This is a genomic window from Arthrobacter sp. Leaf69 (assembly GCF_001422645.1).
Taxonomy (GTDB): Bacteria; Actinomycetota; Actinomycetes; order Actinomycetales; family Micrococcaceae; genus Arthrobacter.
In genome coordinates this window covers 48982-65803 of record NZ_LMLR01000013.1, presented here as the reverse complement: position 1 = coordinate 65803, position 16822 = coordinate 48982, and the positions used below count along the sequence as shown (strand labels likewise).

Genomic DNA, 16822 nt, shown 5'->3' with positions numbered 1-16822 from the left:
GTCGGTTTAGGACTCTATCCGCTGGTCTTCGAGAACGGTGAATCCCCGAGCTGTCAAGGCGGAGCGGAGCTCCACCCTGTCGTCAAGGGCGAGGTTGACGCCCTTGACCTCCTGCCACACTTCGTGGCCGCGTCCCGCGACAAGGATGGTGTCCGCCGGGCCCGCGAGTTCCACGGCTTTCCGGATGGCGGCATCGCGGGGGAAAACTTCGATGATGCTGCAGTCCAGGCCCTCACGTTCCTTCGCTTCGACCGCGCCCGCCATGACGTCGGCGCGGATCGCCGCGGCGTCCTCGTCGTGCGGGTCGTCGTCGCTGATGATCACGGTGTCCGCGCGGCGGGCGGCGATGGCACCCATGGCGGGACGCTTGCCCTGGTCGCGTTGGCCGGTGGCACCAAAGACGACGATCACGCGGGACCCAGGTTCCGGGGACCGGACAGCGTCAAGTGCCCGGGCCAGGGCATCCGGGTTGTGGGCGAAATCCACCACCGCGGCGGGGGCGGTGGAGACGAGTTGCATGCGGCCCGGGACGGCGACCGTGAAGGGGTCGGCGGCGTCGAGGGCCGCCTGGACGGCGGCCGCGTCGTGGCCGCCCGCGAGCACCATCACCGTTGCCAGCGCGGCGTTGGCCACGTTGAAGCTCCCGGGCAGCCCGGTGTGGACCCGCAGTTCCGTGCCGTCGCGGTGGCGGAGGGTGAAGTCGGTGCCGAGTCCGTGCGGGGCCTGCCGGCTGACGGTCCAGTCCGCTGCTGCCGGCTCCCCCGTCGCCACCAACGCTCCCGCGGCCGCGTGTGTGGACAGCGTGGTGACCGGGATGGCTGCGGCACCGGCCAGCTGGGCGCCCCAGTCGTCGTCCACGGTCACCACTGCCTTGCTGGCCCGCCCTGGTGTGAAGAGCTGCGCTTTGGTCTGGAAGTACTCATCCATGCTGCCGTGCAGGTCGAGGTGGTCCTGCGTCAGGTTGGTGAAGCCGGCGACGTCGAACACGACACCGTCCACGCGCCGGAAGGAGATCGCGTGCGAGGAGACCTCCATCGAGGCCGCGTCAAGGCCGCGTTCGCGCATGAGGGCCAGCAGGGCATGGACATCGGTGGACTCGGGCGTGGTGAGGAGGCTCGGAATCGGCGCACCGCCGGCCAGGATCTCGATGGTGCCGATCAGTCCCGTCTTCTGCCCGAGGGCCTGCAGGAGGGCGTTGATGAAGTACGTGGTGGTGGTTTTCCCGTTGGTGCCTGTCACACCGTAGAGGGCCGGTGCCGGGGCGTCCTCCGGCCGGCTCCGGTAGATCAGGGCCGACAGGCCGCCCACGAGGCTGCGGGGCTCCTCGGCCAGCAGCACCGGGACGGCGATGTCGTGTGAGAACGCCAGCAGGCGTGCGCCGGCGTCGTCCGTCAGCACGGCGGCCGCACCGGCCTCCACCGCCTGGGAGACGAAATCGGCCCCGTGCCGGCTCGCGCCGGGCAGGGCGACGTAGAGGTCGCCGGGCTGCACGGCGCGGGAGTTCAGGGAAATCCCGGTAACCGGGACGGAGCCGGAAGCCCCTGGGACCACGACGCCGATCGCCTCGCCGATGGATGCCAGCTGCACTGCGGCAACCGCAGTTGGCCGGAACCCCGGGGTGGACCCGGGGCCGGACGGCGCGGCGGAAGCGCCGGGGGCATTCTGATCTGACACGTGCATCTCCGTTGGTGGTGCTGGTGGATCTGGCGCTGCGCATGGAGGAGTACTCCGGCCCGCAGGCTCATTTTCCCGGAACAGGTTCGTGGACGGGCTGGTGCTGGTTCTCGCGCGGGTGCTACTTGGCGTACTGCGGCAGCCTGACGGGCTGGCCTTTGGACGGCGGGACGTTGTACGTCCGCAGCGCCTGGCTCATCACGGACCGGAAGACCGGCCCGTTCGAGATTCCGTAGATATCGCCTTTGGGCCGTTGCAGGACCACTTCAACAATAAACCGCGGATCGTCCATCGGCGCCATCCCCACCATCGACGCCGTGAAGCCGCAGAACCCGGCCGTCCCGTCGTCGCAGGGCGATTGCGAGGTGCCGGTCTTCGCCCCGACCCGGTAGCCGTCCAGCCCTGCTTCCTTGATCTGGCCCTCCGTGACGGCGCTCTCGAGGATGTCCCGCACCTGCTTGGCAGTGGCCGCGGACACGATTTGCCGGGGCGCCTGCGCGGGCACCTTCTCCTCGACGCCGTCGGGGGTGATGTAGCTGTCGATCAGCCGCGGCTGGAGCATTACGCCGTCGTTGGCGACGCTTTGAAAAGCCCGGACCGTCTGGAGCGTGGACTGCGAGACGCCCTGGCCGAACAGTACGGTGTACTCCTGGCGGCCGTCCCATTGATCGTGCGGCGTCAGGATGCCCTTGGCCTCGGCGGGCAGGCCGATGTCCGGCGCCTCCCCGATGCCGAACTTCTTCAGCCAGTTATAGCGTTGCTCCTTGCTGAGCCGCTGGCCGGCCATCACCGTACCGGTGTTCATCGACCAGCCCAGGATGCCGGCCAGGGTCCGGTCCTCGGTGCCGTGGGAGAAGGCGTCGTTGAATGTCTGCCCGTCCACGGTGTACGACGGCGGGATGGTGAACGTGTCCAGCGGGCTCGACTTGCCCTCCTCGATCAGGGCTGCGGCCGTGATCATTTTCTCCACCGAGCCGGGCTCATAGGCGGCGGTCACGGCACGGACGCCGCGGTCCTGCGCGTCGACTTTGCCCGGATCGTTGGGGTCCGGGGAGTTGGTGTCCGCCATGGCGATGATGTCGCCGGTCTTGATGTCCTGGACAATCACGACCCCCCACTCGGCGCTGAGTTTGTCCCGCTGGCTCTGGATGGCCTGCTGGGCGAAGTACTGCAGGTCCGAGTTCAGGGTGAGCTTGATGTCCTTGCCGTTCACGGCTGGCGTGAGCTGGTCCACGCCGACCGGGATACGGAGTCCGTCGGCGCCGATTTCGAAGAGCCGTTTTCCGGGGGTGCCCTTGAGGATTTCGTCCTGGGTCTGCTCGAGGCCGGCCTGGCCGGTGGTCCCGTCCTGCAGGAAGCCGACGATCCCGCCGGCCACCGAGCCGTTGGGGTACACCCGCTTGCTGGTGCCCACCGTGACGATGCCCGGGATCTGCAGTTTGGAGATGCGGTCCTCGATGTCAGGCTTCACGTCTTTGGCCACGATGTAGTAGGGCTTCGCGCCGGTCAGGGCGTCCTTGAGCGCGGACGCGTCCATACCCAGCAGCGCGGCCAGGTCGGAGATGCCCTGGTCACGGGAAACCTGGACGAGTTCCTCTGTTCTTTCGTCAAACCGGCGGAACGTTTCGGTTTTGGTGTTGACCCGCTGGTCCACGACGACGTTGTAGCGAATGACGCTGCTGGCCAGGACCGTGCCGTTGGCGTCCAGGATGCTGCCGCGCTCAGCCGGAAGTTCAACCGGTGTGAGCCTGTTCTGGAGGGCGGCCTCGGCCATGCCCCCGACGTCGAGGCCCTGGACGAGAAAGAGCTTCCCGCCGACGACGAGCAGGAGCGTCAGCATAACGCCGAGGCCCAACCGCAGCCGCCGGGTCGCGCTCGGCGCTTTCGCCTTGCGTGCCTTGCCGGTGTTCTGCGCCACGATGTTTCCTTGCTGCTTGCCTTGGCTGGTGGTCCGTCCTGCTTACTGTCCCGGCACCTTCTGTGCGGGGGCGGGAACGGTGCCACCGTGGAGTTCGACGGCCGGGGCGGCAGGTTTGGGCGCGGCCGGCTTGGGCTTAGCGGCGGCGGGCGCGGCGGCGGCGGGTGCAGAGTTTGAATCTGCCTCGGCGGGTTTGCGGTTCGCGAGCGGCTCGTTGACGGTGGCCGGCGGAACGACACTGAGCTGCCCGGCGACGGCCGGCGCGGCGATGACGGCTCCGGCGGCGTCTCCCTTGACCGCGGGCTTGGCCTTGCCCGTAACGGTCAGCGTGGAGAGGTCAATCTGGCCTTTGGCGGTGGAGGTGACCATACCCAGTTCGGCGGCTTTGGCCGCCAGGTTCTGCGGGGCGCCAAAGTTCTGCACCTGCTGGGTGAGGTCCTGGTTCTGCTTCGTCAGGGTGGACTGCTCGCCCCGGAGCTGTACCAGCTGGTACTGGGCGGTGGAGACGGAGATGTTCAGGACCAGCACGGCCATCAGGGCCACCGCGAGGAGGCCGAAGCAGAGCACAACGAACGGGGCCCGGCGTTTCCGCGGAGCGGAACGGACCAGCGAAAGCGGAGTCCGCGCCTTCCGGGACGGGCCGGTGCCAGGGGTGGGCCCGGGAAGGGCGCGGGCCGTCGCGCCTGTGGCAACGGGGAATCTGCTGACAGCTGCGGTGCTCATGCGGCCCTCCTGGCTTTGATGCGTTCCACGGCGCGGAGCCTGGCGGACGCGGCGCGCGGGTTCTCGGCGATTTCGGCGGCGGTGGGCACCTCGGTGCCCTTCGTCAGGGTTTTCAGTTCTGCTTTGTGCTCTTCGAGCTCTACGGGGAACCCGAGGGGCGCGGAGGATTTTGAGCCCGCCTGGAAGAAGCCCTTGACGATCTTGTCTTCCAGCGAGTGGTAGGACATGACCACGACGCGGCCGCCGACGGCGATCGCGTCGATGGCTGCCGGAACGGCGCGTTCCAGGACGTCGAGTTCCTCGTTGACCTCAATGCGGAGCGCCTGGAAGGTGCGTTTGGCGGGGTGCCCGCCGGATTTTGCGGCGCCGGCGGGGACAACGCCGCGGATCTGTTCGACCAGCTCCCCCGTGGTGGCGAATGGCTTCTCGGCCCGGGCGGCGACGATCCGGTTGGCGATGCGGCCGGCGAACTTCTCTTCGCCCCATTTCCGGATGATCCGGACCAGGTCCTCTTCGGAGTAGTTGTTGACGACGTCGGCGGCCGTTTGGCCGCGGCTCGTGTCCATGCGCATGTCCAGCGGGGCGTCGAAGGAATACGCGAAGCCGCGTTCCCGCTCGTCCAGCTGGAGTGAGGAGACGCCGAGGTCCATCAGGACCCCGTGGACCTCCGCGAAACCGAGATCAGCCAGGACCTCGGGGATCTCGTCGTACACGGCGTGCACGAGGTCAATCCGGCTGGCGAAGGGTTTCAGCCTCTCCCCCGCCAGCGCCAGGGCTTCCTCGTCGCGGTCGATGCCAATCAGGTGCAGGTCCGGGAAGCGCTGGAGCATGGCCTCGGAGTGGCCGCCCATGCCCAAGGTGGCGTCGATGACCACGGGAGTCTCCCCACGGCTGCGGGCCGCCTCGAACCCGGGTGCCAACAAATTGATGCACCGGTCCTTGAGGACCGGCACATGCCGTTCGGACGTAGGCTTCGCCTGGTCAGGGTCCGTCATGCCTGCGTCCTTTCGTGGTTCGGCTGCGTCTGGGAGTGCGGTCGGTGTCCGCCGCTTCTTGATCCAGATCCCCATCCGCGCCTATCCTGCGTCCGCCTGGCTCCGGGGAAGTGAGCCAGGAAGATCCGCGGGATGGGCGGCTGGAGATCTCGGTCAAGAATCGTGCGGTGCTGCGTGGTTCCTGTGGGGCTTCAGAGAATCCCCGGTATGGCATCGTCGGTCTCCGAGAAGGCCGTTTCCTTTTCGGCGAGGTATTCGTTCCAGGCTTGGGCGTCCCAGATCTCAGCCCGGGTTCCTGCACCGATAACGGCGAGTTCCCGGCCGAGTCCTGCGTACTCCCGGAGCGCCGGCGGAATCGTCACGCGCCCCTGCTTGTCAGGTACCTCGTCGGAGGCTCCAGAGAGGAAAACCCGGATGTAGTCGCGAGCCTGCTTGTTGGAGATTGGAGCCTCCCGCATTTGCTCGTGAACCCGGCCGAATTCCGCCTCACTGAAGACGTAGATGCAACGTTCCTGGCCCCTTGTGAGAACCAGCCCGCCGGCAAGCTCCTCACGGAACTTCGCGGGAAGGATGATTCGACCTTTTTCGTCCAGACGCGGCGAATGTGTGCCGAGAAACACGGCCCACCGCCTGTCTGTTCGTAGGAAGCCCAACGTCCCCTGTGCTGCCACTACCCTCTTACGTCCTCCACATTACTCCACATCCCTCCACAGTCAACGACACGCCGAACGATTCTGCGTCAATTTGTGGGAGAAACCGCTCAGCGGTTCCCTGCAATGGCAAGGATCCAGGCCTGGTGGTGCGCAGTGGAGGGATTGTGGAGGGCCGGGGCGCCCGGCCGCGCGCGGGAGTGTCACGGAAGGCCGCGAAGGCCCCCGGGGCACTCCCGCGTCCCCGGTCCGGGCCGGAATGGCCCGATTAACGGCAAAAGACCCGCCGCAGCGGGTCTTTTGTGCCACCTGTGATGTTCCGGTGGTGCGGAATGGAGGGCGCGGAATGGAGGTGGAAAGCGGAGGCCGGCGACTGGACGGGCGGCAGCCCCGGAAACGGTCAGGATTCCCCGCGGTGCCTCTCGTCCCAGCGGTCCTCAAGACTGCTCATGAACGAACTCCGGGGTTTTCCGGACTTCCGGGCCGTACCTGCGGCCTTCGCCTTGCCGGCGGCCGAGCCGCGCATGGTGGCGTAATACACACCCGCGCCCATCACGACGAAGCCCAGGACTCCGACGAAAATGTTCTGGATCGTCACGCCGAAGAGCAGGAGTACGACGCCGGCCAAGGTGGCAAGGACGCCGATCACCAAATGGCGGGTTGACCATGAACGTCCCGCGTCCGAGCCCATCGAGCTGGCGAACTTGGGATCGTCCTCATGCAGCTGCTTCTCAAGTTGCTCCAGCAACTTCTGTTCGTGCTCCGAGAGCGGCATCACGACCTCCTTAAGTCGGCCAACGTCCAGACTGACGCGGCCAGTGTCCCTAAACCCACAACGTGTGGGATTCCCGCGTGGTTCCCTTTCGCCGCCGTTGGTCGAACGGGATTTTCCACGGCCCCTGACGGGGAGTTCAACTGGTCCTGCATTAGTCCGAACGCTCGATCCAGTCGTTCCAAACCTACGTATAAATAAGGATAGTTTGTTGCGCCCTGTTCTGAAAGATGCCGAACGTCCTGTTGACATCATGAAGCGGGCGTCTGGCGGCCAATATCAGCCCGGATTGTTCCCGGGGTCCAGGAGCCGGGCCGGGAGCACCGATTTTGTGCCGAATTTGCGGGTCACCTGGTCCAGGACCTGCTCGGCGGCGCGCCAGTTGTCGTCCCTGCGGTCCAGACTCAGCTGCAAGGGTGCGTGGGCGGCTTCCTCGAGCTGTTCGGCGCGTATCCCCACGAGCCGCACCGTCATGGGCCGGTCACCGACTGATTCCAGCAACTGGATGGCGACGACGTAGAGCAATTGGGCGCTGTCGATCGGCGTGCTGACTGTGCGGCTGCGGGTGATGGTGGAGAAGTCCGCGTAGCGCAATTTGAGGGCAACGGTGCGGGCGTGCATGCCGGCACTGCGGAGCCGCTCCGCCGTCCGGTGCGAGAGCCGCAGCAGTTCCCGGTGCAGTTGTGCCTCGTCGGCGGTGTCCACCGCGAAGGTCTCTTCGGCCCCGATGCTCTTCTCGAGCCGGACGGGGGTTACCGGACGGGAGTCGATCCCCCACGACAGGCGGTGGACGTGCTCCCCTGAAGCACCCAGCACTTTCCGCAGGGACGGCAGCGGGGACGCCGCGACGTCCGCGACGGTCCGGATGCCCATCCTGGAGAGCACCTCGACGGTTTTGGCTCCCACACCCCAGAGTGCGCTGACCGGAAGGCTGTGGAGGTACGGGACCGTCTCCTCCGGGCCAATGAGCAGCAGTCCGTTCGGCTTGCAGCGGGTGGACGCGATCTTTGCCACGAACTTGCTGGCGGCTATTCCCACGGACGCGGTGATGCCGAGTTCGCTGCGGACCCGGGTGCGGATGAGTTCGCCGATCTCCCGGGGCGGACCCAGCCGCCGGATCGCTCCCCCAACGTCGAGGAAAGCCTCGTCCACGCTCAGCGGTTCCACGAGCTCGGTAATCGACCCGAAAATATCCATGATCTGGCCGGAGACCTCGTAGTACAGCTTGTGCCGGGGCTCGATGACCACAGCCGCCGGACACATCCGCATGGCGACCGCCATTGGCATGGCCGACTTGACACCGAACCTGCGGGCCTCATACGAGGCGGACAGCACCACCGAACGGTCAGCGGGGTAGCCGACAATAACGGGCCTTCCAACGAGCGCCGGCCGGCTGCGCAGTTCCACGGAGACAAAGAACGCATCCATGTCCACGTGCATGATGCTGCTGCGCCGGAACTCGCGCAGTTGCGCTTCGCTGAGCCGTCTGGCTGCACCCTGGGGAGACTGCTCCCGCTGCTGTTTATCCTTCTCCGGCACCACAACTTCAATCCTATGCCCCGGGACTGACTAAACTGGAGGCTGAATCCGGCGTCAACACCAGGAGGAAAGCCCCTGTGAAGGTATTTGGACAGCGCAAACGTGCCGCGGCAGCCATATTGGCGGCGGGTACGCTGATGGCCCTGGCCGCATGCACGCCCGCCACCCAGGGGACCCCTTCCGCGGGTCCCACGTCGGCCTCGGCCGAGCCGTCCGCGGCCCAGCCCTCCTCCACAGCGCCGGCCAGCCCCTTCGCCGAGCCCGGCACGTCAGCCACCGTCGGTGCCATGGTCCCCGGGTTCCCGAAGAAGCTCCTTCCGGTGATGCCGGAAGCGAAGATCGTCTCCAGCAGCTTTGACAAGACCACGGTGCCTGCAACCGTGGCACTCGTCGGCAGCATCTCAGCGCCGCCGGCTGAAGTGATGGCGTTCTATACGAAGGAACTCCAGGCCCAGGGCTTCAAGGCCGTTCCCGGGGAGACTGTCGGGGCCGTACCGTCCAAGGACTTCCTCCGCGGTGACAATGACACGGTCAACATCGCCGTGGTGGCCTCAGCCGGGGTTTCCACCTTCACCATCGGCGCAAATGTCGCCGCCGAGTCCGTCAAGTGACCCTCGCGGAGCAATTGCGGCTTGAGCAGGCCGCGTATGTCGCCGCCGTCGCCGGAAAGCTCACCGATTTCCTGACCGCGCGCCAGGCTGTGATGTCGTCGATCTCTACCGACATTGATCCGCTGATGGGTTCCATTTCGAACCTGGTCACCGGCGGAAAACGCCTGCGGGCACTCATGTGCTACTGGGGCTGGCGCGGCGCAGGCGGTGTGGCCGGAGCCGGCGAAGTGGTGACGGCAGGTTCGGCGCTGGAACTCTTCCAGGCAGCGGCCCTCATCCATGACGACATCATCGACCGCTCCGACACGCGCCGGGGCGGCCCCAGCGTGCACCGGCGCTTCAGCGAACTGCACGAGACCCAGGGCTGGGCGCTGGACAGCGAACGGTTCGGCCACGCGGCCGCCATCCTGACCGGCGACCTGTGCCTGTCCTTCAGCGAGGAGTCGTTTACCGAAATCGGGCAGAGTGCGGCGTCCGGAAGCCGGGCACGGCTGATCTTCAACCTGATGCGGGCCGAAGTCATGGCAGGCCAGTACCTCGACATCCTCGAGGAAGTCGCCGGGCCAAAACGGGACCGTGCCGGTGCCGTCAGCCGGGCCCAGTCCATCATCCGCTTCAAATCGGCCAAGTACTCCACCGAGCATCCGCTGGCTCTGGGCGGCGCGCTGGCCGGAGCCAGCGACGAGCTGCTGCGGGGCTATTCGGCCTTCGCCCTCCCGCTCGGCGAGGCCTTCCAGCTCCGCGACGACGTCCTGGGCGTCTTCGGCGATCCTGTCACCACCGGGAAGCCGGCCGGAGACGACCTCCGCGAGGGCAAGCGGACGGTACTGATCGCCTTTGCCTTGGACCTTGCCAGCCAGGCCGAGTCCGCGTACATCGACGCGAAGCTTGGCAGCCCCGAACTCCAGGACACCGACGTGGACGAAATCCGCCGCATCATCATGGACTGCGGTGCACTGCAGGCCACGGAGGTACTGATCGAGGAATTCGGACGGGCGGCGTTCTCCGAACTGGAACTCCTGGAGCTGGATGAACTTCCCAAAACGGCGCTCCGAAAGCTGGCCGAGGCCACGGTCAGCCGCACGGCCTGACCCGGCCCTAGGGACCCCGCTGGACTTGGCTTAACCGCCTCCACAACAAGGCAGGCCCTGCCCCTCATGTCCGAGGTGCAGGGCCTGCCTTGAGTTTCAGTTCAGGGATATTCAGTGGCCTACCAAGCCAGGGACTGAGCCCGGCGCCGGATTTCCGTCTTGCGCCCCTCACGCAGGGCATCGATCGGCCGGCCCCGCAGCGACTCATCCGGAGTAAACAACCAGAGAATGAGTTCCTCGTCGGAATAGCCTGCATCCGCGAGGACCACAATTGTTCCCTTGAGGCTCTCGACGGCATGCCCGTCCTGAATGAATTCCGCGGGAACGGAACGGATCCGGCGTTCACCAACCCTCAATGCAGCCAGCGCACGCTCGTCAAGTAGCGCGTGGACTTTCGTAATGGAAACGTTCAGGAGCTGTGCCACGTCGGGCAGGGGCAGCCATTCGCCCACAAGGCTTTCTACATTACTCACGGATCAAGATTGCCATGCCGGCGGGCTCCGCGCCTAGTCGGCGTCCGGGTATTCAAGGACAGCACTCCGAGCGGTTCTTCCGCGCCTGGCTCGAAGCCCCCGGCCGGAACTCCCCGTGGCTGCCTTTTCGGAATGCCAAGCATTTCTTGTGCTATTTGCCAATTCGTGAGAGATTCACATGGATCACATTTGTAACAGTGACAACTTAAGTCACACTAGTAACATCAGTAACAGCGATTTCACGAGTAAGCCAGGCCAGACCCGCAGCGTCCGCCGCTGAGAAGAGGATCTTCCCCATGACGTCACGTTCGCCAAAGCCCAACCCGGGGCCCAGCCTGCCGATGATTGCGGCCACGACGGCGGCACTTCCCGCCGTCGTCCTTTCTTCTTTGGCGATCGCACAGCCGGCCGCAGCCGAATCGCGCGCCCGCGCCATCCCGGCCACACTGGCCGCGGCCATCCAGGCCCAGGCCCAGGGACAGACCGCCAAGTCGCTGGCGTCCGCTTTCATCCCGGCGAATTCCGTCCCGGCCACCGTTCCGTCCGCCTTCCGGCCCGCCAAGGTTGCCGTGCCGGGGACGTACACGGTCGCCCGCGGCGACACGGTCAGCGCCATTGCCGGCAAGTTCGGCCTGGACACCGCCGTGGTCCTGCGGTCGAACGGGCTAAAGGCCAACTCGATCATCTACCCCGGGCAGAAGATCAAACTCAGCGGGCCGGCGGCAACTCCCGCCAAGGCGGCGCCTGCCGCGCCAAAACCGGCGGCTGCCGCCGGGGGAACCGTCTACACCGTAAAATCCGGTGACACCCTCGGCGCGATCGCCGCCCGCCACGGTGTCAAGCTCTCCCAGGTCTTCAGCTGGAACGGGCTCAACATGGGCTCGATCATCCACCCCGGCCAGAAGATCAAGATCGGCGGCGCCGCGGCCCCGTCTCCGTCTCCGTCCACGCCTGCCCCTACCAAGCCTGCCCCGTCGGCCCCGGCTGCTCCTGCGGCCCCCACCGCCGCTGCCCCGGCGGGTTCCTACACCATCAAGTCCGGCGACACACTGTCCGGTATCGCCGCCCGGCACGGCGTCAAGCTCTCCGCCATTCTCTCGGCCAACCGCCTGACGATGAGCAGCATCATCTACCCCGGCCAGAAGCTCGCGCTTGCCGGCGCGTCCATTGCCCCGGCCTCCACCCCGCCGGCCGCCACGGTGACGCCGCTCGTCCCCAGCACCTTCCTCGGTTTCAGCTACCCGGCCGCCGTCGTCAACTCGGCCAACCAGAACAAGGCCCTGCTGAACGCCTCACCGGTGCCCAGCCGCGAACAGATGAAGACGATCGTGGCGGACACCGCCCGGCGCATGGGGGTTGACCCTTCGCTGGCACTGGCCTTCGCCTTCCAGGAGTCCAGCTTCGACCACCGCTCGGTCTCCCCCGCCAACGCGATCGGCACCATGCAGGTCATCCCGTCCTCGGGCCAGTGGGCCTCGGACCTCGTGGGCCGCAAGCTGAACCTGCTGGACCCCTATGACAACGCCACGGCCGGCGTCGCCATCATCCGCCAACTGGTCCGCACCAGCAAGGACCTTGACACCGCAATTGCGGGTTACTACCAGGGCCAGTATTCGGTCAGCAAGTACGGCATGTACGACGACACGAAGAGCTACGTGGCGTCCATCAAGGCACACCGGAAAAACTTCAGCTAGGAGTCCGCGGCGGCCCCGGCCGGCCGCGCGACCAGCCGCCCAGGCCACTCCCGGCGGATAACGATACGGGCCCGGATCGCATGTTAATTCGGGCCCGTTTCCGTGCAGCGATTAGGATCGTATAGTGCAGGAATACTCGTCGGACCCTCTAGTTGGCACCCTCGTGGATGGCCGGTACCTGATTCAGTCCAGGCTCGCCAGCGGCGGGATGTCCACCGTCTACGTGGCCACCGACCGCCGGCTGGAGCGTGATGTGGCGCTGAAGGTGCTGCACCCCCACATGGCCGGTGACCCGCAGTTCCTTGACCGGCTGGGCCGCGAAGCCAAGACCGCCGCCCGGCTCTCACACCCGCACGTCGTGGGAGTTCTTGACCAGGGCGAGGACGACCGGGTGGCCTACCTGGTGATGGAATACATCAAGGGCCACACCCTGCGTGACGTCCTCAAAGACAGGGGCGCACTGCCTCCGCGCCTGGCCCTGGCCCTGATCGACCCCGTCGTTGAAGGGCTGGGGGCGGCCCACGAGGCCGGCCTCATCCACCGGGACATCAAACCCGAAAACGTGCTGATTGCCGACGACGGGAGGATCAAACTCGGCGACTTCGGGCTGGCCCGCGCCATTTCGACGTCGACCAGCACCGGAGCCCTCATCGGCACCGTGGCGTACCTCTCCCCGGAGCTCGTGCTGGGCAGGCAGGCCGACGCCCGCAGCGATATCTATTCGGTCGGGATCATGCTCTACGAGATGATCACCGGCCGGCAGCCGTTCGACGGCGAGGTCCCCATCCAGGTCGCGTACCAGCACGTCAACTCGTCCGTGGGGGCCCCTTCGGAGCTGGTTCCGGGACTCGCCGGCGAACTCGACGAGCTGGTGCAGTGGTGCACCGCCAACGACCCGGACAAGCGCCCCGTCAACGGAAACGCCCTGCTCTCCGAACTCCGGCACATCCGGCGGAACCTGAGCGACGCCGAGCTCGACCTGCAGCCCCCGGCAGCGCACCCGTCCCTGCCGCCCGTACCGCCGGCGCCCAGCCCGCCCGTCCGGCGCCCCGGCGGCGGCGCCCCGGACCCGCTTGCCGGCGACGGCGCCACCGAAGTGATCGGCGGCCGGCAGCAGCCCACGGAGTTCATCGCCCGCGGCAACAACCCGACCACCGTGATGTCCGCCGCCCCCCGGGGGCACGGCTACGGCCCGCTGTCCGCACCGGACGAAGTTGAGTACCCCGGCAACTCCGACGACGGACCGGACTCCGCGGTCCCGGCCAGCAAACGGGCGCAGCGCAAGCACGACCGTGATGAAGAAAAGGCACGCCAGCGCGCCGCCGCCACTCCGGTGCGGAGCCTGCGCGAGGGAAACCCCCGGCGCCGCGGCCTGCTCTGGATTCTGGTGCTGGTGGTCGCGGCGCTGTTGGCCGGCGGTGCCGGCTGGTTCTTCGGGATGGGACCGGGCTCCCCCGGCACCGTCCCGCAACTCTCAAACAAAACCGTGGCCGAGGCCCAGCAGCTGCTCCGCGCCGCCGGGTTCCAGTCCACCACGAAGGACGTCTACGACGACGACGTCAAGCCGGGACTGGTGGTGGGCACGGAACCCGCGGCCGGCGAGGTGATCCGGAAGTTCCTGCCGGTATCCCTCTCCGTGTCCAAGGGGCCCCAGCTGTTCCCCCTGCCGCAGCTGACCGGAAAGTCCCTGGACGAGGCCAAGACCGCCCTCAACGGCGCGGGCATGGCCCTGGGGAAGATCTCCGAAACTTTTGATGAATCCGAACCCGCCGGTACGGTCCTGGCGCAGGCGCCGCGCAGCGGCAATCCCGTCCGGCACGGCACCCCCGTCGACCTGACCGTGTCCAAGGGACCGCAGCCGATTCCGGTGCCGGACGTTCGCGGCCAGGACCAGGCAGACGCGGTCAAGGCCATCGAAGCCGCCGGGCTGAAAGCTGTCGTCGCACCCGTTGCCGTCAACGACCGGAAGGTGCCCGAGGGCGCCGTCGTGGCGCAGGATCCGGCGTCCGGAAACCTGACCAAGGGCGGATCCGTGACGCTCACCATCTCCAAGGGCCCCCGGCTCGTTAAAGTCCCCAGCTTCATCGGCAAGCAGGCCGACGAGGCGGAGGCAGCCCTCAGGGAGCTGGGCTTCGACGTGCAGGTGAATGACATTCTCGGCGGGTTCTTTGGCACCGTTCGGGATCAGGATCCGGTGGATGAAGAGGTTCCGGAGGGCTCCGTGGTCACCCTGACCGTGGTCTGACAGCCATCCCGGTTTAAACGAGCTCCGCCCCGGCTGAATCCAGCCGGGGCGGAGCTTTCTGATGCTACGGGGTTTTAGCGCTTGGACAGGGCTCCGGCCACCAGGAAGGCCATCTCCAGGGACTGCATGTGGTTCAGGCGGGGATCGCAGACCGATTCGTAGCGGTCCAGGAAGGACTCCTGGTCCACCGGGTCCGCGCCGCCAAGGCACTCGGCCACGTCGTCGCCGGTCATTTCGACGTGCAGGCCGCCGGGAACGGTGCCGAGCGCGTGGTGGACCTCGAAGAAGCCGCGCACCTCGTCAATAACGTCGTCGAAGTTCCGGGTCTTGTAGCCGTTCGGCGAGGTGACGGTGTTGCCGTGCATGGGGTCGGTGACCCACAGGACCTGGGCGCCGGATGCCGTGACCCGCTCCACAATCGGGGGCAGCTTCTCACGGATGTTACCGGCGCCCATCCGGGTGATGAAGGTCAGGCGGCCGGGTTCGCGGTCCGGATCAAGTTTGTCGATCAGGCGCAGCGCGTCGTCGCCGGAGGTTCCCGGCCCCAGCTTCACACCGATCGGGTTGCGCACACGGGAGAGGAAGTCGACATGCGCGTGGTCCAGTTCGCGCGTGCGCTCACCGATCCAGAGGAAATGCGCGGATGTGTCGTACGGGAAGCCGGTGCGGGAGTCGATGCGGGTCAGGGCGCGCTCGTAGTCAAGCAGCAGCGCTTCGTGGCTGGCGTAGAACTCCACGCGCTTGAGGGCCTCGAAGTCCGCGCCGCAGGAAGCCATGAATTTGATGGCGCGGTCGATGTCCCGGGCCAGGGACTCGTAGCGCGCGTGGGCGGGGTTTTCGGTGAAGCCCTTGTTCCACTGGTGCACGAGCCGCAGGTCCGCGAAGCCGCCCTGCGTGAACGCGCGGATCAGGTTCAGAGTGGAGGCCGAGGTGTGGTACGCCTTGAGCATCCGGCCGGCGTCGTGGGCGCGGGATTCCGGCGTGAAGTCGTAGCCGTTGACGATGTCGCCGCGGTAGGCCGGCAACGTGACGCCCTCGCGGGTCTCATCGTTGGAGGAACGCGGCTTGGCGAATTGTCCGGCCATACGGCCCATCTTGATGACGGGCATCGCGGCGCCGTAGGTGAGGACCACCGCCATCTGCAGGATGGTGCGGACGCGGGCGCTGATCTTGTCCGCAGTGGCGGCCTCGAAGGTTTCCGCGCAGTCGCCGCCCTGGAGCAGGAAGGCCTTCCCCTGGGCAGCCGCGGCGAGCCGTTCGCGCAGGATGTCCACTTCGCCCGCGAAGACAAGTGGCGGGAGGACGGAAAGTTCCTTGACGGAGGCTTCAAAAATGGCCGCGTCGGACCAGCTGGGCTGCTGCGAGGCCGGCAGTTCCCGCCAGTGATCCAGGCCGGGGTAGTTTGCCGCTCCGCTCTGGGCGGTGCTGGTCAGCGCGGAGCCGGTCAGGGCGGAGCCGCTCAGGGAACTGTTCAGGGGGGAGGCCGAAGGCGCAGATAGCTCAGTCACCTTCTAAGGATAGTAGCCTCCGTGGCGTTCGTCGGCCCCGGACCGTCATTGATAGCGCCGGTCCCGTCACACGCTGGGGTCATACGCTTCCGGGTGCGGCCGGGCCGGCGCCGGCCGGCCCCTCCTCCGGGACCTCCGTGGCCTTCCCGGCGAGCCGGAGCTTGACGACTGCGGCGTACTCGTCGACGTATTCCTGGCCGGAGAGCCGCATCAGCTCGTACATGATCTCGTCGGTCACGGAGCGCTGGATCAGCCGGTCATCCTCCATGCCGTAGTACCGGCTGAAGTCCAGCGGCTCGCCGAAGATCATCCCGATCCGCCGGATGTTGGGCATCCGCTTGCCGATCGGCTGGACCTTGTCCGTGCCGATCATGGCGACGGGTATGACGGGGACGCGGGCCTGCAGCGCCAGCCGTGCCACTCCCACTTTGCCCCGGTACAGCCGGGAGTCCGGGCTGCGGGTTCCCTCGGGGTAGATGCCCAGGAGCGAGCCGTTCTTCAGTACGTCCATGCCGGCATTGAGCGAGAGGGCGGACGCGGCCCCGCCGGAACGGTCCATCGGCAGCTGGTTGGTGAGCCGGAAGAACGTGGCCGTCAGCCTGCCCTTGATCCCCTTGCCGGTGAAGTACTCCGATTTCGCGAGGAACACAACGGGCCGGGGCACCATCAGGGGCATAAAAATGGAGTCCGAGAAGGAGAGGTGGTTGGAGGCCAGGATGGCGGCACCCTCGGCGGGAACGTTGTCCAGGCCCTTGACCCACGGCCTGAAAAGCGTCTTCAGCACCGGCCCGAGAACGAACGTCTTCATGAACCAATAAAACACGTGGTGTACCCCTCCGGAAGGCGTCTGGCAGGCCCTGCGTCGGACCCGGCCCGGACTTCAATGACACCCTACTCTAGTGAGTTTTGTCCGGAACAGTGACACGATG

The 16822-nt window shown here is 66.8% G+C and carries 14 protein-coding genes; 4 read left to right on the top strand and 10 right to left on the bottom strand.

Annotated features, from left to right (window positions below; genetic code table 11):
• Window positions 1-6 precede the first annotated feature (6 nt).
• The 7 genes from ASE96_RS13315 to dinB form a co-directional block, all read right to left on the bottom strand.
• Window positions 7-1680: a UDP-N-acetylmuramoyl-L-alanyl-D-glutamate--2,6-diaminopimelate ligase gene (locus tag ASE96_RS13315; RefSeq protein ID WP_056431203.1), complete on the bottom strand. Its 1674-nt coding sequence runs from the start codon at window positions 1678-1680 to the stop codon at window positions 7-9.
• A 115-nt stretch (window positions 1681-1795) separates the two neighbouring features.
• Window positions 1796-3592 carry a peptidoglycan D,D-transpeptidase FtsI family protein gene (locus ASE96_RS13310; RefSeq protein ID WP_056431200.1) on the bottom strand — a complete coding sequence of 599 codons (1797 nt, stop codon included), beginning with the start codon at window positions 3590-3592 and terminating at the stop codon, window positions 1796-1798.
• 42 nt (window positions 3593-3634) lie between these two features.
• On the bottom strand, window positions 3635-4315 hold the full coding sequence (locus tag ASE96_RS13305) for a hypothetical protein (protein ID WP_056431198.1): 681 nt from the start codon (window positions 4313-4315) through the stop codon (window positions 3635-3637).
• Window positions 4312-5310: a 16S rRNA (cytosine(1402)-N(4))-methyltransferase RsmH gene (gene rsmH, locus ASE96_RS13300; RefSeq protein ID WP_056432170.1), complete on the bottom strand. Its 999-nt coding sequence runs from the start codon at window positions 5308-5310 to the stop codon at window positions 4312-4314. The genes ASE96_RS13305 and rsmH overlap by 4 nt, the downstream gene beginning before the upstream one ends.
• Before the next feature lie 191 nt (window positions 5311-5501).
• Window positions 5502-5930, bottom strand: a complete 429-nt coding sequence (gene mraZ / locus ASE96_RS13295) for a division/cell wall cluster transcriptional repressor MraZ (protein ID WP_056431195.1) — start codon at window positions 5928-5930, stop codon at window positions 5502-5504.
• 430 nt (window positions 5931-6360) lie between these two features.
• Window positions 6361-6735, bottom strand: coding sequence for a DUF3040 domain-containing protein (locus tag ASE96_RS13290; RefSeq protein ID WP_056431190.1), 375 nt, complete (start codon window positions 6733-6735; stop codon window positions 6361-6363).
• Between the two features lie 276 nt (window positions 6736-7011).
• Complete coding sequence (dinB, locus tag ASE96_RS13285; protein ID WP_056432168.1) at window positions 7012-8172, bottom strand: DNA polymerase IV; 1161 nt, start codon at window positions 8170-8172, stop codon at window positions 7012-7014.
• A 176-nt stretch (window positions 8173-8348) separates the two neighbouring features.
• Here dinB and ASE96_RS13280 point away from each other — a divergent pair, with 176 nt between their 5' ends.
• On the top strand, window positions 8349-8882 hold the full coding sequence (locus ASE96_RS13280; protein WP_056431187.1) for a hypothetical protein: 534 nt from the start codon (window positions 8349-8351) through the stop codon (window positions 8880-8882).
• The gene (locus ASE96_RS13275; RefSeq protein ID WP_056431186.1) at window positions 8879-9973 is read left to right on the top strand and encodes a polyprenyl synthetase family protein; all 1095 of its coding nucleotides are present in this window, start codon (window positions 8879-8881) and stop codon (window positions 9971-9973) included. The genes ASE96_RS13280 and ASE96_RS13275 overlap by 4 nt, the downstream gene beginning before the upstream one ends.
• Window positions 9974-10092: 119 nt before the next feature.
• Here the strand turns inward: ASE96_RS13275 and ASE96_RS13270 are convergent, their stop codons facing one another.
• Window positions 10093-10446 (bottom strand): Rv2175c family DNA-binding protein, encoded by a 354-nt coding sequence (locus ASE96_RS13270; protein WP_056431183.1) that lies wholly within the window; start codon window positions 10444-10446, stop codon window positions 10093-10095.
• 296 nt (window positions 10447-10742) lie between these two features.
• On the opposite strand from ASE96_RS13270, the gene ASE96_RS13265 reads away from it, so the two are divergent.
• On the top strand, window positions 10743-12140 hold the full coding sequence (locus tag ASE96_RS13265) for a lytic transglycosylase domain-containing protein (protein ID WP_056431180.1): 1398 nt from the start codon (window positions 10743-10745) through the stop codon (window positions 12138-12140).
• Between the two features lie 121 nt (window positions 12141-12261).
• Window positions 12262-14385, top strand: coding sequence for a Stk1 family PASTA domain-containing Ser/Thr kinase (locus ASE96_RS13260; protein WP_056431179.1), 2124 nt, complete (start codon window positions 12262-12264; stop codon window positions 14383-14385).
• Between the two features lie 74 nt (window positions 14386-14459).
• On the opposite strand, the gene ASE96_RS13255 is transcribed toward ASE96_RS13260, so the two are convergent.
• Window positions 14460-15893 (bottom strand): class II 3-deoxy-7-phosphoheptulonate synthase, encoded by a 1434-nt coding sequence (locus tag ASE96_RS13255; RefSeq protein ID WP_442853898.1) that lies wholly within the window; start codon window positions 15891-15893, stop codon window positions 14460-14462.
• 79 nt (window positions 15894-15972) lie between these two features.
• On the bottom strand, window positions 15973-16716 hold the full coding sequence (locus ASE96_RS13250) for a lysophospholipid acyltransferase family protein (RefSeq protein WP_056431178.1): 744 nt from the start codon (window positions 16714-16716) through the stop codon (window positions 15973-15975).
• Window positions 16717-16822 lie beyond the last annotated feature (106 nt).

Excerpts from the sequence above, each read along its gene's own strand:
- rsmH (WP_056432170.1), bottom strand. The coding sequence starts at position 5,310 with ATGACGGACCCTGACCAGGCGAAGCCTACGTCCGAACGGCATGTGCCG.
- ASE96_RS13290 (WP_056431190.1), bottom strand. The coding sequence starts at position 6,735 with ATGCCGCTCTCGGAGCACGAACAGAAGTTGCTGGAGCAACTTGAGAAG.
- ASE96_RS13315 (WP_056431203.1), bottom strand. The coding sequence starts at position 1,680 with ATGCACGTGTCAGATCAGAATGCCCCCGGCGCTTCCGCCGCGCCGTCC.
- ASE96_RS13265 (WP_056431180.1), top strand. The coding sequence starts at position 10,743 with ATGACGTCACGTTCGCCAAAGCCCAACCCGGGGCCCAGCCTGCCGATG.
- dinB (WP_056432168.1), bottom strand. The coding sequence starts at position 8,172 with ATGCACGTGGACATGGATGCGTTCTTTGTCTCCGTGGAACTGCGCAGC.
- ASE96_RS13305 (WP_056431198.1), bottom strand. The coding sequence starts at position 4,315 with ATGAGCACCGCAGCTGTCAGCAGATTCCCCGTTGCCACAGGCGCGACG.